Origin of the sequence: Peribacillus phoenicis (genome assembly GCF_047238085.1) — a bacterium.
GTDB lineage: Bacteria > Bacillota > Bacilli > Bacillales > DSM-1321 > Peribacillus.
In genome coordinates this window covers 5,360,709-5,375,703 of the sequence record NZ_JBDFMF010000001.1, presented here as the reverse complement: position 1 = coordinate 5,375,703, position 14,995 = coordinate 5,360,709, and the positions used below count along the sequence as shown (strand labels likewise).

17 protein-coding genes are annotated in these 14,995 nt (G+C 41.5%); 5 read left to right on the top strand and 12 right to left on the bottom strand.

The window, feature by feature from the left end; translation table 11 throughout:
• Window positions 1–80 precede the first annotated feature (80 nt).
• The 9 genes from ABC374_RS26750 to ABC374_RS26710 form a co-directional block, all read right to left on the bottom strand.
• The gene (locus ABC374_RS26750; RefSeq protein WP_144480945.1) at window positions 81–1,154 is read right to left on the bottom strand and encodes an ABC transporter substrate-binding protein; all 1,074 of its coding nucleotides are present in this window, start codon (window positions 1,152–1,154) and stop codon (window positions 81–83) included.
• Window positions 1,151–1,954 (bottom strand): ABC transporter permease, encoded by an 804-nt coding sequence (locus ABC374_RS26745; RefSeq protein ID WP_034304873.1) that lies wholly within the window; start codon window positions 1,952–1,954, stop codon window positions 1,151–1,153. Before ABC374_RS26745 ends, ABC374_RS26750 begins: the two co-directional genes overlap by 4 nt.
• Window position 1,955: 1 nt before the next feature.
• The gene (locus ABC374_RS26740) at window positions 1,956–2,759 is read right to left on the bottom strand and encodes an ABC transporter permease (RefSeq protein ID WP_101225717.1); all 804 of its coding nucleotides are present in this window, start codon (window positions 2,757–2,759) and stop codon (window positions 1,956–1,958) included.
• Window positions 2,749–3,858 carry an ABC transporter ATP-binding protein gene (locus ABC374_RS26735; RefSeq protein ID WP_101225687.1) on the bottom strand — a complete coding sequence of 370 codons (1,110 nt, stop codon included), beginning with the start codon at window positions 3,856–3,858 and terminating at the stop codon, window positions 2,749–2,751. Before ABC374_RS26735 ends, ABC374_RS26740 begins: the two co-directional genes overlap by 11 nt.
• 62 nt (window positions 3,859–3,920) lie before the next feature.
• A complete protein-coding gene (locus tag ABC374_RS26730; RefSeq protein ID WP_230178743.1) occupies window positions 3,921–4,463 on the bottom strand; it encodes a helix-turn-helix domain-containing protein in 543 nt (180 codons plus the stop codon).
• 169 nt (window positions 4,464–4,632) lie between these two features.
• Window positions 4,633–6,018 (bottom strand): protoporphyrinogen oxidase, encoded by a 1,386-nt coding sequence (locus tag ABC374_RS26725; protein ID WP_413020170.1) that lies wholly within the window; start codon window positions 6,016–6,018, stop codon window positions 4,633–4,635.
• Between the two features lie 181 nt (window positions 6,019–6,199).
• The gene (locus tag ABC374_RS26720) at window positions 6,200–6,712 is read right to left on the bottom strand and encodes a GNAT family N-acetyltransferase (protein WP_350300908.1); all 513 of its coding nucleotides are present in this window, start codon (window positions 6,710–6,712) and stop codon (window positions 6,200–6,202) included.
• Between the two features lie 119 nt (window positions 6,713–6,831).
• Complete coding sequence (locus ABC374_RS26715; RefSeq protein WP_413020168.1) at window positions 6,832–8,865, bottom strand: Na+/H+ antiporter; 2,034 nt, start codon at window positions 8,863–8,865, stop codon at window positions 6,832–6,834.
• Window positions 8,866–9,133: 268 nt separating this feature from the next.
• The gene (locus ABC374_RS26710) at window positions 9,134–10,024 is read right to left on the bottom strand and encodes a diacylglycerol/lipid kinase family protein (RefSeq protein ID WP_413020167.1); all 891 of its coding nucleotides are present in this window, start codon (window positions 10,022–10,024) and stop codon (window positions 9,134–9,136) included.
• Window positions 10,025–10,505: 481 nt separating this feature from the next.
• Between ABC374_RS26710 and yhfH (ABC374_RS26705) the strand changes: the two genes are divergently transcribed.
• The 5 genes from yhfH (ABC374_RS26705) to yhfH (ABC374_RS26685) are packed head-to-tail and all read left to right on the top strand — an operon-like array spanning window position 10,506 to window position 11,324.
• Window positions 10,506–10,640, top strand: coding sequence for a protein YhfH (yhfH, locus tag ABC374_RS26705; RefSeq protein WP_137017534.1), 135 nt, complete (start codon window positions 10,506–10,508; stop codon window positions 10,638–10,640).
• 43 nt (window positions 10,641–10,683) lie between these two features.
• Complete coding sequence (gene yhfH / locus ABC374_RS26700; protein ID WP_350300905.1) at window positions 10,684–10,821, top strand: protein YhfH; 138 nt, start codon at window positions 10,684–10,686, stop codon at window positions 10,819–10,821.
• A 29-nt stretch (window positions 10,822–10,850) separates the two neighbouring features.
• Window positions 10,851–10,988, top strand: coding sequence for a protein YhfH (yhfH, locus tag ABC374_RS26695; protein WP_096340823.1), 138 nt, complete (start codon window positions 10,851–10,853; stop codon window positions 10,986–10,988).
• A gap of 29 nt (window positions 10,989–11,017) precedes the next feature.
• On the top strand, window positions 11,018–11,155 hold the full coding sequence (gene yhfH / locus ABC374_RS26690; RefSeq protein ID WP_101225681.1) for a protein YhfH: 138 nt from the start codon (window positions 11,018–11,020) through the stop codon (window positions 11,153–11,155).
• Window positions 11,156–11,183: 28 nt separating this feature from the next.
• Window positions 11,184–11,324, top strand: a complete 141-nt coding sequence (gene yhfH, locus ABC374_RS26685) for a protein YhfH (RefSeq protein ID WP_072274044.1) — start codon at window positions 11,184–11,186, stop codon at window positions 11,322–11,324.
• A gap of 126 nt (window positions 11,325–11,450) precedes the next feature.
• Here the strand turns inward: yhfH (ABC374_RS26685) and ABC374_RS26680 are convergent, their stop codons facing one another.
• The 3 genes from ABC374_RS26680 to ABC374_RS26670 all read right to left on the bottom strand — a co-directional run bounded on the left by ABC374_RS26680 (window position 11,451) and on the right by ABC374_RS26670 (window position 14,966).
• A complete protein-coding gene (locus tag ABC374_RS26680; RefSeq protein WP_413020166.1) occupies window positions 11,451–13,085 on the bottom strand; it encodes a PucR family transcriptional regulator in 1,635 nt (544 codons plus the stop codon).
• 157 nt (window positions 13,086–13,242) lie between these two features.
• Entirely contained in the window at window positions 13,243–13,461 is a 219-nt protein-coding gene (locus ABC374_RS26675) for a hypothetical protein (protein ID WP_034304894.1), read from the bottom strand.
• 17 nt (window positions 13,462–13,478) lie between these two features.
• Window positions 13,479–14,966, bottom strand: coding sequence for an NCS1 family transporter (locus ABC374_RS26670; RefSeq protein WP_350300903.1), 1,488 nt, complete (start codon window positions 14,964–14,966; stop codon window positions 13,479–13,481).
• Window positions 14,967–14,995 lie beyond the last annotated feature (29 nt).

The window sequence follows — 14,995 nt, the reverse complement described above, 5'->3', positions numbered from 1 at the left end:
AATCAAACAGGTGTGACGAACTTACAACGAAAAAGCATGGTGTACGGAGGGAATTCCTACACCATGCTTTTTTTTGTGTGTTATTTACGATGCATCTTGAATTCAAGGAAGAGTTCGTTGTAATGGGCTAAGTTTTTCTTCCCCAGGTTTTCGTACACTTCCAGTTTCTTCGTCAGTTCCGGCGATGGATAGAAACGTTCATCCTTCACCACTTCTTCAGGCATATATTTCAGTGCTTCTTTATTAGGTGTCGAGTAACTTACATATTCCGCGTTCTGTGCTGCAACTTTCGGGTCCAGCATGAAGTTGATGAACTGGTGAGCAGCATCGACATTTTTGGTTGTTTTCGGGATGACCATATTATCAAACCATAAATTGGACCCCTCTTTTGGAACAACGTATTCGAGATCTTCGTTTTCAGCCATGATTTCAGAAGCAACTCCCGACCAAACAAGGCCAATCGCCGCTTCCTGGGCTTCCAATAGCATGCGGCTTTCATCTCCGACGATCGCTTTAATATTCGGGGTGAGGGCATCTAGCTTGGATTTTGCCTCTTGAAGGTGTTCTTCATCTATATCATTCAATGAATAATTCAAAGAGTTCAGGCCCATGCCCATCACTTCTCTAGCTCCATCCGTCAAAAGGATTTCATTTTTTAAATCTTTATCCCATAAATCCGCCCAGGCCGTTATTTCCTTTCCACCGAGCATCTTGGAATTGTAAACAATTCCAACCGTTCCCCAGAAATACGGCACGGAATATTTATTCTCCGGATCGAATGGCAGATCGATGAATCGCTCATCGATATTTTTCAAATTCGGAAGCTTGGAATGATCCAAGGGAACGAGCAAGTCTTCTTGCCTCATCTTATCGATCATATACTCAGACGGAATGGCAATATCATAAGTCGTACCGCCCTGTTCGATCTTTGTCATCATGGCCTCATTCGAATCAAATGTCTCATAAATGACCTTTATGCCCGTCTCTTCTTCAAAACGTTCGATTAGATCGGTATCGATGTAATCTCCCCAATTATAGATGGTAAGCGTATTGCTGCTCGTAAATCCCTGCGATGAATTCAATCTTGAAATCGCATATAGAAGCAAAGCCGATACGAGGGAGATGATCAAAAACATTTGGACAAGCCTTTTCATCGTTTCCCCCCCATTCCCGTTTGCCTTACACGTTGAGTTATAAAGTAATAAACGACAACCAACAGCAGTGTCACGACGAACAGCAGTGTCGACAGTGCATTGATATTCAATGAAATTCCACGGCGTGCCAATGAATAGATTTCCACAGAAAGAGTGGAGAAGCCATTACCGGTAACAAAGAACGTAACCGCAAAATCATCAAGTGAATAAGTCAATGCCATAAAAAAACCAGCAAAAATACCAGGTAGGATGTATGGAAGGATGACCTTCGTCAATACATCCCACCGGCTTGCCCCTAAATCCCGTGCCGCATCAATTAAAGTAGGGCTCATTTCCTGAAGTTTCGGAAGGACCAGAAGCACAACGATCGGGATACTGAAGGCGATATGCGACAACAGTACCGAGTAGAATCCAAGCTTGATCCCGGCCATCGTGAATAAAATCAGGAAGGAAGCACCGATGATCACATCGGGACTGACAATCAATACATTATTCAATGACAATACCGTATTCTTAGCTTTGCTGCTCGTAAAGGACCGAATTCCAATTGCCCCTATCACCCCGATGATCGTTGCGATCAGTGCAGATAATAAAGCAATCACAAGTGTATTCAATACAATGATCAACAGCCTTGTATCTTGGAACAGCTCCTTGTACCACTCCATCGTGAACCCTTTAAAGTCATACATCGTTCCACCGCTGTTAAAAGAGTAAAAGACTAAAAAGAAAATCGGTGCATAGAGTATGAGAAAAATCAAAACGAGAAACGCTTTTGATATTGGTGATAATTTATTGCCCAATTTACACACCCTGCTTTCGGTTACCCGTTACAAACATAATCAGGAACATTATAATAATCAAAAATACCGCAATTGTGGAACCCATTCCCCAATCCTGTGTTACAAGGAAGTGCTGCTCGATAGCCGTACCTAGCGTAATGACGCGGTTACCGGCAATCAGTCTTGTAAGCATGAACAATGAAAGTGCCGGGATGAAGACTACCTGGCATCCCGTCTTTACACCATCTATCGTCAATGGAAAAATGACTCGGCGGAATGTCATCCATCTGGACGCACCCAAGTCATTGGCCGCATCCAGAAGGGTTGGATTCATTTTATCAAGCGCATTGAATATCGGTAAGATCATGAACGGGATGAAAATATAAACCGAAACGAATATGAAGCTGAAATCGGTAAAGAGAATCTGCTGCTTTCCGATTCCTACCGCCTCCAGAAAACCATTTGCCACACCATACGTGCCAAAGATACCAATGAAGGCATAAGCCTTCAAAAGTAAATTGATCCAGGAAGGCACGATAATCAGCAAAAGCCATAACTGCTTATGCTTGGTTTTCGTTAACAAATATGCTGTCGGATAGGCGACTAAAAGGGATATCCCCGTAATCAGGAACGCATACCAGAATGAGCTTAAAGTCATTTTTAAATATACTGGCGTAAAGAACTTTTGATAGTTAATCAAAGATAAATTGCCTTCAATATCAAAGAAGGAGTAGTAAAGGATCAACAAAATGGGTGCGATAACGAATAAAGCAATCCATAAGACATATGGTATGAAGTAAATATTACGGGATATTTTATTCTTCATGACTTTCCCCATCATGATACGCTTCCAGACGCTTATCGAATTCCTCTTCAGTTTCACCCAATCTCATGACATGGATGGATTCCGGATCGAAATACAGACCTATTTCATCCCCAACTGCCACTTTTCTCGTTGATTGGACAAGCCATTCATTTCCATCATGGTCATAGCAGCTGATTTCATAATGAACTCCGCGAAATAGCTGGGAGTCCACACGAACTTGCAGTTTCCCGCGATTGATGGAAGTAATCTCTAAATCTTCCGGGCGGATGACAATATCGACAGCCTCATTACTGTTCAATCCTTGGTCGACACATTCGAACTGTCTGCCGACGAATTCCACGAGGTAATCTTCAATCATTTTTCCTTTTACAATATTGGACTCGCCGATGAAATCGGCAACGAATCGATTCAGCGGTTCATCATAAATATCCGTAGGGGTCCCGCTTTGCTGGATTTTCCCTTTGTTAAGGACAAAAATCTCATCTGACATCGCTAATGCTTCCTCTTGGTCATGAGTGACGAAGATAAACGTGATTCCAAGCCTCTGTTGCAGCTCCCGCAATTCATATTGCATTTCTGTACGCAATTTCAAATCGAGGGCAGATAGCGGTTCATCGAGAAGGATGACTTCCGGTTCATTAACGATCGCCCTGGCAATCGCCACCCGTTGCCGCTGACCGCCGGACATTTCCCTGATCTCCCGTTTTTCATAACCCTCCAAATTAACAAAGCTGAGGGCTTCCTTCACCTTTATTTCCACTTCCGAGTTTTTCATTTTTTTAATCCGAAGACCAAATGCTACATTTTCAAACACATTTAAATGCGGAAAAAGTGCATAATCTTGAAATACCGTATTCACTTGCCTTTTATTGGCTGGCACATCATTGATCCTTTTTCCTTCAAAGTAAATATCACCTTTGGAGGCTTCCGTAAATCCGGCAATCAAACGAAGGATCGTAGTCTTCCCGCATCCGGAAGGACCCAAGAGCGTATAGAACTTCCCTCTCTCGATTTCAAAACTAACATTATCGAGAACTACCGTATCATCATCGAATTGCTTCGTAACCTGATCGAAGCGTATTATATTCCCGTTTGCCATAGCTCTTCCCTCTCTCCATTACCTTACTCATCAATTTTCAGCGATTGCATTTGATTTGAATTCTATAAGTATGATTCCGTCACCACGAGTAATAAATCGGAAGGACCTTCAAAATCATTGATGATTTGATGTTCATCTGAAGCATGAAAATAAATCGACTCCCCTGCCTTGACGAAATACGTATGTTTACCAAGCTTTACAATGACTCTTCCGTTTAATACATAGCCGAATGTTTCCGACAAGGATGGTTCAAATTGTTTGAACTCCCCCTTTTCCTGGAGAGTCAGTCGAATAGGTTCCATTTCCTTCTCATTCGATTCAGGCACGAGCCACTGGATTTGATACCCGCGTTCTTCATCGATGAAAAACGTTTGTGCCTCTTCTTCATACACTACCTTTTGGACTTGATCCTCTTCATCGAAGAACTGCTTCGGCGTGCAGCCAAGCACTTCTAAAATATTGAAAAGAGTTTCAATTGATGGGGAACTAAGATCCCTTTCCAACTGTGAAATATATCCTTTGCTTAAATCCGTTCTTTCCCCCAATTCTTCCTGGGTCAATCCTTTTTTCAAGCGAAGGTTCTTTATTTTTTTTCCAATTTGCATCATATTTACCCTCAACAATTTACTTATAGTAAACCCACAGTAGATAAAGTTTTATATAAGTAAACTTTCAGTTTAATTTTACGAATATCATTATACAGGAAATGCCGGAAACTTCAAACGGAATTTCCGGCATGCATAAAAAAAGGACCGCCACCTGGCAGTCCCCCTTTTACAACTTCAGACATATTTCTTTTGCTTTCTTTTCCCCATCAGCAATACAGTCCGGGATTCCGACACCATTGTATGAACAGCCCGCAAGTAAAACATTCGGATAATTCTCGGAGATTTTCGCCTCCAGCGATTGAACGATTTGAGGATGTTTAATATGGTAGTTTGGCATATTTTCATGCCATTTCGTCACTTCACTCGTAATTGGATTCCCAGAAATACTTAGACTGTTTTCAATGTCGCGTAAAGCCACGGAGATTAATTCCTGGTTTGTAAGTGACCGTAATCGTTCATAGTCCGGACTTGAGCTTTTATAAAAAAGCCTTACCAAAAGCTGACTGTTTTCAGAAGTATGCTCCCATTTCCGGCTTGTCCAGGTACATGCATTGCAGATCAAATCACTATTATCACCTGCAATGAAACCTGTCCCGTCTTTAGGAAGCATGCTGTCCGGGATATCGAATCCAAGATAAACGCTAATCATCGAACTATTGATCAAACCGTCGAAGTCCTCATCCAACTCCCGATCTCCCAATAATTTCTGGGCAACAGTATGCGGTGTACTCAACACGATAAAGTCCGTTTCGAGCGTTTCACCGTTTGCCAATGAAATGATATACCCCTCATCATTTCTTCCAATTTCAGCTACACGGACCCCTTTTAAAATCTCGACCATATCGAGGCTTTCCTCAATTCGTTCAACCAATGTTGATAAGCCATTTTTAAACGAAAGGAACTTCTTATTTCCCTTGCTTTGGTATTTATGCTTATTTTCCGATAGACCGCGTATTATACTGCCATATTGATTTTTATAATCCAGCATCTCTGGCAGTGTTTTGGCAATGGTCAATTCATTTAATTTTCCTGAGTAAACACCCGAAAGGACAGGCGATATCTGCTTTTGCACCAATTCCTTGCCTAAGAAGCTTTCAAGAAATAAACCGATAGAGTCATTTTTCGTAAAGGTCTCATTTTTTGTATAATAATCCTTTAAAGCGTCGACCTTCCCTTGGGCAGAAACCAGATCACTTTTCGCCAGCGACTCCAGGCTCATTGGTATTCCGAATAGGGCATCTTCGGGGATTCCCTTCAGCATCCCGTCTGTATGGATGAATGACTTTCCCGTCGCATTAAAGACAACTTGATCCTCCAGGTTCAATTCCTTAAGAAATGGTTGTATATTTTGTTTCCTGGCGACAATCGAATCGGCACCCGCTTCAATTTTAAAAGGACCTTCGTGTACAGTCCTTATTTTACCGCCAAGTTCCTCATTTCCTTCTATTAATATCAATCGTACCGAGAGACTTCTCGCTTTAACTGTTTTTTGTAAATAATACATGGTTGATAAACCGGTAATGCCCCCACCTACGACTACGACTGTTTTCATTAGGACTACACCTCGATTAACGAATTTTACATTAAGTAAAGTGTACCATAAGGCAGCGGCATTATTAAAAGCAGCCCTTCTAAATCACTGGTTTAATAATGAAACCTGTAACAAATTGGACAAAAAAAAGACCTCCCCTTTTGGAAAAGTCTACATGCCAACAATATTTGTAATTCATCCCTTATTCCATATCCTTGTTCAGCGTATCTAATCTGTATTCCATTATCTCCATCACCCCGCTTCTGCCTTCCTTCTGAATCCCTGTATCCTGAAACCCCGATTTTGCATAAAGAATTTTTGCAATCACGTTCATGACGTCCACTGCCAGAATGATCGAATCCTTGTTTGGAAAAATCCCTTTTGCGAATTCCGGAAGGATTTGCAACGCTTTGTTCGCAATCCCTTTGCCCTGATGTTTTTGATCAATAAGAAATCCACGGAGTAATATCGCTTTTTTATCGCTGGTGAAAGGGGCGATGTTTTCGCCAATGTGTAAAACGAAAAAGCCAACAGGGATACCATCGGCCAATATTACGATAGGGTGCCTGTCGCAATCTTCCCGGCAATATTTCAGTGACTCTTCCGGCAAAGCTGAAAAAGGGGTTTGTGTACCCGGTAAATAAAACTGGGAAAGCTGGTGAAGATGTTCCGGTAAATAAGGTGTTAAGGTGATGGTCCCGATTTCCTTTTCCATTAAGTACAGCCTCTTTCATCAATTATTGGATACATTAAATATTCGATACCCGGTCCGATATTCCCTTCACAAACCGGAAGGAGCACTGCCGAATATATCGGCAGTGCTCCTTCTGTTAATCAGTGTGTATTTTCATTGATTGTCAGTGCTTCCCGTAAATTGATTTGCTGGCGGAGTATGTTGGCAACATCACGGGAGATTTGTCGTTTTTCAAACATATCCTGCACTTCGTCCCGTTCTGCCTGGATCGCTTTATAGAACAGCTCTCTTTCATATTCGACCATTTTACTCGGGGTACGGCCTCTATTTTCACGTTTGCATTTTAAAATCAACACTTTATACTCGTCTATGATCATCGAGGATGTCTTATGATTATCGGCTGTAATTCCGGCTTGTATCTCTTGGATGGCAGCTTTATACATCCTGATTTTAAGATCCCTGACCTTTTCCAATCTCTCAAGATTGATTTTTCTTATTTCACTTTTATTAGGGAAAAATAATTTTAAAACCCTTAGCATACTTCTTCTGAAAAGCGTTACTGACCTGAAAAAACGGAACTTCAGTCGATTTGTTACGGCGCCTTCCATACGCTGGATGTATTCCTTGCATATATACGCCGTTTCCCGGTCCACTTTTTCATCCTTAATAAGTTTATCCAGGAATCTTTGCTCTGCTTCAAGGGCCTTGAAGCGAAGGTCCTTCTCTTCTTCCCTTAATGCAGCCGGTTCTTTATCCTGTTCTACATAGGACAGTTCATTGATCTTGGTACAGTACCTGGAAATGATCGATAAAGCCGCTTCCCGGTTTTCATCTGTCATTTGGGACTCAATCACCCGAATAGCGGCTTGATGTGAGTGAATGGCAGCAGCTTTCGTTTTGTCAGCCTGCTTGTCCACCACTTCCTCTTCTTCTGACCGTGCCACGATTGGCAGAAATACACTCGCAACAATCAGTGTCAGCAATATGACACCCGCTGCAATGAAAATGATTAACGAACGCTCAGGAAAAGGACTTCCATCTGCCAACACATATGGAATCGAGAACGAACCCGCTAACGTTACAGCTCCGCGAACACCGGAAATGGTAATGATTCCAGCAGCTTTTAAGTCTGGTTTTTGGGCTCCCGCTTTTTTCGTCATCCAGCCAATCGACCAGGCAGCCGTAAGCCAAATGAATCGTAAAGCGAAGAGGAAAAGTGTAATGATCACGATATAAAGGATCACTTGTCCATTATTGAAGGCTGGATCTTGAAAGATAGTTTTCGCAACGCTTGGGATTTGCAAGCCAAGCAAAACGAATACAAGACCATTCAATACATATAAAATGACGGACCATGTACTCTTTGAAACGACTTGAAGTTCCACAGTTGGTGATATTTCCCGATCTCGTTCAATGGCATGGACAATTCCCCCAGCCACGACTGCCAAAATCCCAGAAAGGTGGAAATGTTCCACAGCGAGGAAAATAATAAAAGGAGTTAGGATTTGGATCAGCATATGCATCGTGACATCTTCCATCCCTAAACGGCGAAGAAATACACGAAGCCTGATAATGATGAAAGCTAGTATCGCTCCACCTACAAACCCACCAATTGCAATCCATATGAAACTGAAGGTTGCGTCCACTAAGGAGAAAACACCAGTGACTGTAGCTGCAACGGCAAACTTAAAGGCAACTAAACCTGAGGCATCATTCATTAGCCCTTCGCCTTCGAGAAGGTGCATGATGCTCTTCGGTAACTTGACCCGACTAGCCAAAGCGCTTACTGCCACTACATCCGTAGGTGACAAAATGGCCGCTAAAGCGAACGCTGCCGGCAATGGTATCGAAGGGATCATCCAATTAATTAAATACCCGCCTGCCCAAACCGTAATGAATACCAGGCCTAGTGCAAGCATCAGAATGGGTGCTCTCAACTTCCAAAGTGCTGTTCGTGGTACATTTTTACCATCATTGAATAATAGGGGTGCGATGAATAATAGCAAAAATAATTCCGTCTCCATCTCAACATGCATACCCAGGGGTAAAAGTGCCAATATGACACCCAGTGCTATTTGTATTAATGGTACAGGTATAAAGGGTATAAAATGGTTAATTACATTAGACACTCCAATCAATATAAGAAGCGCTAATATAACAAGAAAAAACTCCATACAAACATCAAACTTCCTCTCTCATCTATAATCATAACTATAAGCGTAACATATTTATACCCAGTCATTCATGCATTAACTATTCTAACCTGGAATCCTCCTGAATAATAATACCTTTTATAAAAGCGAAGGAGCTTACGTTGTGCACGATGAACATCACAAATCAAATCCATCAATAAACCTTGGGTAACCGCATAGAAAAAAAGCTGATTGGCTAACCCATAATCAGCTTTACCACATGATGAATGACAATGAACCATATAACAAGTTATTTAGTTCCCGGGACAAAGAGACGAAGATGTTTGTGCAGTACATTTGCCTGGAAAGGAAGAAGAATGCCTTCATCTCCATCGATATTGACTGCAAGTTCCTCTGATGTAGTTAAATGGAGCTTGGAAGTTTTAATATATTCAACTTCGTCATTCCCCATGATCTCCCCCCTGATCAAACTGGGAATGATCTTGACGATGAGAGGAAGAGATAAATCCTTAATGATGAATGTGTGCAGCTTTCCATCATTCACTTCCGCCTCTGGTGCAAGTTGTTCGAAACCGCCGACAGAGTTAGTCATTGTTGCAATTAGTAAATGAGCCTCGCCCATCCACTTTCCCTGATCATGTTCAACCGTTAAAGGAAACGGAGTTTTTTTAATGATCGCTTTTGCTCCTTCAATGAAATATGCAAAAGACCCAAGACGGGTTTTTTGTTCAACGGTAACATTATAGGTGGCTTCGGCGATTGCCCCTACTGCCAACACATTCATGAAGTAACGGTCATTGATCTTCCCTATATCCGATTCCTTAATATGCATATCCTTCAATATCTCGATGGCAGCATTGGGATTCAGTGGTATTCCCAAAGATCTAGCGAAATCATTGATGGTTCCTAGTGGAATGATTCCGAACGTAGGCCGATGCTGCTGCTCGCCCAAACCATTCACTATCTCGTTCACCGTTCCATCCCCACCCATGGAAATGACAGCATCGAACCTTTCTGCACAGGCCTCCTTAGCAAAACCCGTAGCATCCCCCTCTCCTTCCGTTTTACGAACGCATACCTCATCAAAAATTTCACCAAGTGCCTTTTCCGCTTTCGGTAAAATCTTCCCTGCCTTTTCCTTGCCTGAAGATGGATTGACGATAATCATTGCTTTCGACATATGCTCCCCCCCATTATTGTACTTCTACTAGCAAGTTACCTCTTTACTGATGTATTAAAACCACACAGACAGGAACTTACACATAATCGCTGCCGCTTGAATTTTGCTGACATTTTAGAACGAGCTCTCTTATATGTTACATCGACTGTGAAACAGGCATTCATTGATCACTGATCTTCCTGTTTCTCATCTGTTACATTAATGCCTATCACAACACATTGAAAATTGTCTGTCCGTTTCGCTCCCTCTTTGTTTTTTCGTTTTATAAAAAGCGTTATTTCTTCCATTTCCTACTTGCCGTGAAGAAAAATCCAAAAATAAACAGATGATGATTCCCTTACCTATAGGGTTTTTAGACAATCAGAGAAAAAAATTTCAAATTTTCTGTAAAATACCTATACATTTTCCAAATTCGGGTATATACTGTATTATAACAACAAGCAAACAACAAAAACTGTACTATAAAGAGGGGGAGCGAGACATGCAAGCAAATCAATCAGATTTACTCATAATCGATTCATTTAAACATTGCCCGGAATGTGGTGAAACACATGTGGACCACTCAGATTCCTATCTGATGGAATGCGATCGCTGCCTTTCCAAACGTGAAGAATAAAGCGATCGGAAAATATATCTAACATTAAAAGGAGGAAATCATCATGCAAATGAAAAAATCCATTGAGTTTTTTAACAATATCCCTGCAAAACATTGCCCCGAGTGCGGTGAACATATTAACGAGCATGCTGAATCCTACTTAATGGAATGTGACCGCTGCCTTTCCAGACGCGAAGACTGATTAAACCAAATCAAAAAGGAGGAACCATCATGCAAACTATAAATCCACTGGAATTCTTCAGGACACTGCCGCCTAAACAATGTACGGAATGCGGAACCCATATCACTGAACAAGCTGAATCCTACTTAATGGAATGTGACTACTGCCTTTCCAAACGTGAAGACTGATTAAACCAAATCAAAAAGGAGGAATCATCATGCAAACCAAAAACCCTTTGGAATTCTTCAGGACACTGCCGCCTAAACAATGTACGGAGTGCGGAACCCATATCACTGAACAAGCTGAATCCTACTTGATGGAATGTGATCACTGCCTTTCCAAACACGAAGACTGATTAAACCAAATCATGAGGAGGAATCATCATGCAAACTAAAAACCCTTTGGAATTCTTCAGGACACTGCCGCCTAAACAATGTACGGAATGCGGGACCCATATCATTGAACAAGCTGAATCCTACCTCTTGGAATGTGACCGCTGCCTTTCCAAAAAAGATGAATATTAATAAAAGATGCTGACATCAAGGAGCTATATAGGCCATTTTGATGTCAGCATTAACCTTGTTATCTGCCTCCCTTTCCTTGCATTCAAAAAAGGATGTCCCCGGGACACCCTTCAGTCTTACTTATTTTTATCTTCCAATATATTTGTCTACATATTTTCCACTGATTTTCCTGCTGCTGTATTGCAAGAAGTCCAATGCAAAAATCATGAATTCAAGGCCCAGACGCTTATCTGAACGCATAAAATCAGAACCTAGCAGTTTCTCCAATTTTTCAAGCCTATGATATAGCGTTTGCCGGACAATGAATAGTTGTTTCGATGTTTCCTGTTTAGAACCGTTACAGGCAAGGTAGGTCTTTAATGTTGGCATTAACTCACCATTGTTTTGCTTGTCATATTCAATGACAGGACCTAAATATTCGTACACCGTTTCCTCCAGATTACCATGCTTATTTATGAGCGAAATCATGCGATGCATATGTAAGTCCTGATAAAAGATGCTCCTGTTATCCTCTGGTAACGTATCCTGAAGCAGCAAAGTTTCACGGGCCGTTTCATAACTTTTATAAATCTCACTTAACCTTTGAACATGCTTTCCAAAACCAATGGAAAGCAGACCCATACGATTTCGCCCGCTTACATCCATTTTCATGATTCGATCCACCGCGCTTGTAACCCTTGATTTCCAATCTTCAGATGGACGATTATCACCCAAAATAAAAACAAGATGCTGATGCACTTCCATGGAAAATATCTGAAAGCCGTACTGTTCAAAAATTGTTCGAAACATAATCTTAAAATAGGTTCCATCTAACTTTGCGGAACTTTTATCATACTTTGGGTGTTGTTTGCAAATGCAAACAATACCCCCATCCAACTGCATTTTCGGATCAATATAGGATAGCCTCTCCCGGATTGCTTCGTCACTATATTCACCTTCAATCCAATTTGTAAGCCATTTACTTTCTTCCGACATTTTCTTTTCTTCTATATATATCTCCCTTAATAGATGCTGTGCCAATGCGGTAGCCGTTCGATCCAAGATCAGTGAATCAAAATCAGTCAACTCTCTGTCGTTGCTGCAGATGAGCAGTTCCGCATAATTTTCACCGAGCACTTGAATCGGCTGTCCAAGAACGGTTTTATCCAATTTCCGCTTCTCTTCGTATATGTCCGCCACCATTTGATAGGTTGTTTTTTTCTTTATTTTTGGAATGCTGGCTATATCATTTTCATTAAAGATAAGAATAACCTGTACATTTAAATAGCTGTGGAGAAATTTTAGAATTGGTTCATAATGGTCAATTTCGAGGAGATTTTTATTTAACTGCTGTGAGTAGTTTTCTAAGTTGGAGATCATCTCATATTGTTTATTGATGATAAGGGAATGTATATCCTGCGTGATTTCTACGAAAGGGACTTCTTCATGAAATAGGATGATAGGGAATTGCCGTTCATTTGCGAGATCGATGGCACATTGCGGCACTGCCATGGTGTTGGCGCCAATCTCTATACAGAGTCCAGCTGCATCGCATTCTATTAACTGTCTTAAGTAGGATAGAAATGTGTCATCGCAGTCTTTCCACCCTAAACCGGTAGTCAGTATCAGTTCGTTTCCATTTAACAAATGGCTGATTTGGGTGACTTCCATGCAGTGGACCCACTTCACTTGACGCTTTATCCCACTTCTACCTGCAATTATATCCGTCAGATTAAAATGCTTGCGTGTTAGAATTTCCTCGATTGTAATCGATGTATTCATCCAGCCACATCCTTTTATAAAACTGCTTTAAAATCTATTATAAACGGACAAACCTTAAATCTCCAGACACTTGTCAGAAAATCTAACGTCAAAATTCTACAAAAAACTCGAACAAAAAGGGCCCATTCGTGAGGAATAGGCCCGGTCCAAAACGATTTCAATTCAATTTTTTTTTGAAAAGCAATGTAGAGAAGTATTTCCTTCCTTCCGGGGTTTTGATGTTCAATTGCTTCCATTCCTGCTTCGTTCCTTCAATCAGTTCAAAATCGAGAAAGGCTCCACTTAAACTTTCGGAAACCCGGGTGATTCGATATCCTCTTTCAAGTAAAAAATCGATTTGTTCCCTTTCTAAGCGATACTCTTGATATTCGGACATTTCCATTCCCCCCTTTTTCAAACGTTCTCCTTGCCGGTGGTCGTAGCCGTAAAAACCATCTCTTCCTCAAGTTCTGGGCCATTTCCGATTATCCAATCCCTTCCGACGGAAATGCCTAAATATTTCTCATCGCTCGGATCAATGATTTCAGCTTGTTCATATCGCTTGAACCACCAATACTTGGCTAATATAAAATAACTTGCACCGCCGAGAAGAAAGCCAATAATAAACGAATAATTTGAAAAAATCGTGGCACCAATTCCTCCAATCACCCAAGAAATGATTCCTGCCCAATTCACTCCATTCAAGTACTTATACTGGCCTTCACTTTCATAGAGTTCTTGTACATTCACTCTCCGTTTACGAAGGAAATAGTAATCCGATACCAGGATGCCGACAATGGATGCCAGGATTCCACCTATTATTAATAAAACTTCTATGATGATGCCGAACAGGCTCCATGGCTGAACTACTATCCCAATAACCCCCGCTACAACGACCCCTGCCCAAAATGGCATTTTAGGACCCATGACATTGGAGAAAATGGTAGCTGCGGGAATGACATTGGCTGTAGTATTCGTCGACCATTGAGCAAATACGATCATGATCAAAAGGACGCCGAGGGCAATTCCACTTGCTGATCCCTGTATGGCAACTACAGGATCATAATTGGAAACGGCCATATAAGAAACCGCACCGATAATCACCATGAAAGTCTGGGTGATGGGATAGGTGATAATATTCCCAATTATTTGCCCCTTATTGCGCTTGAACCAATTTTTTTCATTTTTTGGTGCCTTTATATAGCGGGAAAGCGTAGGCATATCTGCAGTCAACGTGCCCCAAAATCCCATATTTGCCATAATGACGACCATGAAAGCCGTTGCGGCGGCCCCGCCAGTGACCGGACTTTCAATCCAGGACCATACATCTCTTCCTTGGGCTATAGCCTGATCGGATAGAGTGAAATACATCCAGCCGGAAATTAAAATGATGACGGGCGCCGCCAAGTCGGCGAATCGTTCTATCGACTTTATTCCCATTGCCGTATTCACTAATTGTAAAACGGCAAAAATGAGGAAGCAGATAAACCAATTATCAAAATCAAAAAGGGTTGTGAAAATAGCGTTCATTGCAGTAGCTCCAAAGTAAGTATTGAGGCCGAACCAGCATGACGCTACAAACCCCCGTACAACCGAAGGGATGTGGGTGCCAATCGTACCGAACGGCGCCCTCATATAAACGGGGAATGATATTCCATGTTCAACACCAATATCCCCTGTCATTGTCATCAAAAAGCCGAGAACCACACAGGCAATGACCGTTGCAAGAACGACCCAGCCTAAGGATAAACTTTGGACACCGTTCCCACCGATTGCGAAGGCAGCCAATACTACAGCCATGCCCACCCAAATGAAACCAAATCCGGCTGCACTTATGTTTTTCTCACTATGAGGTATAGGCAGCAAATCGGGAGACTTTAAATAATCTTTCTTCTCACTCATAAAAATCCCCCTAATTTAATTTGCAAGAT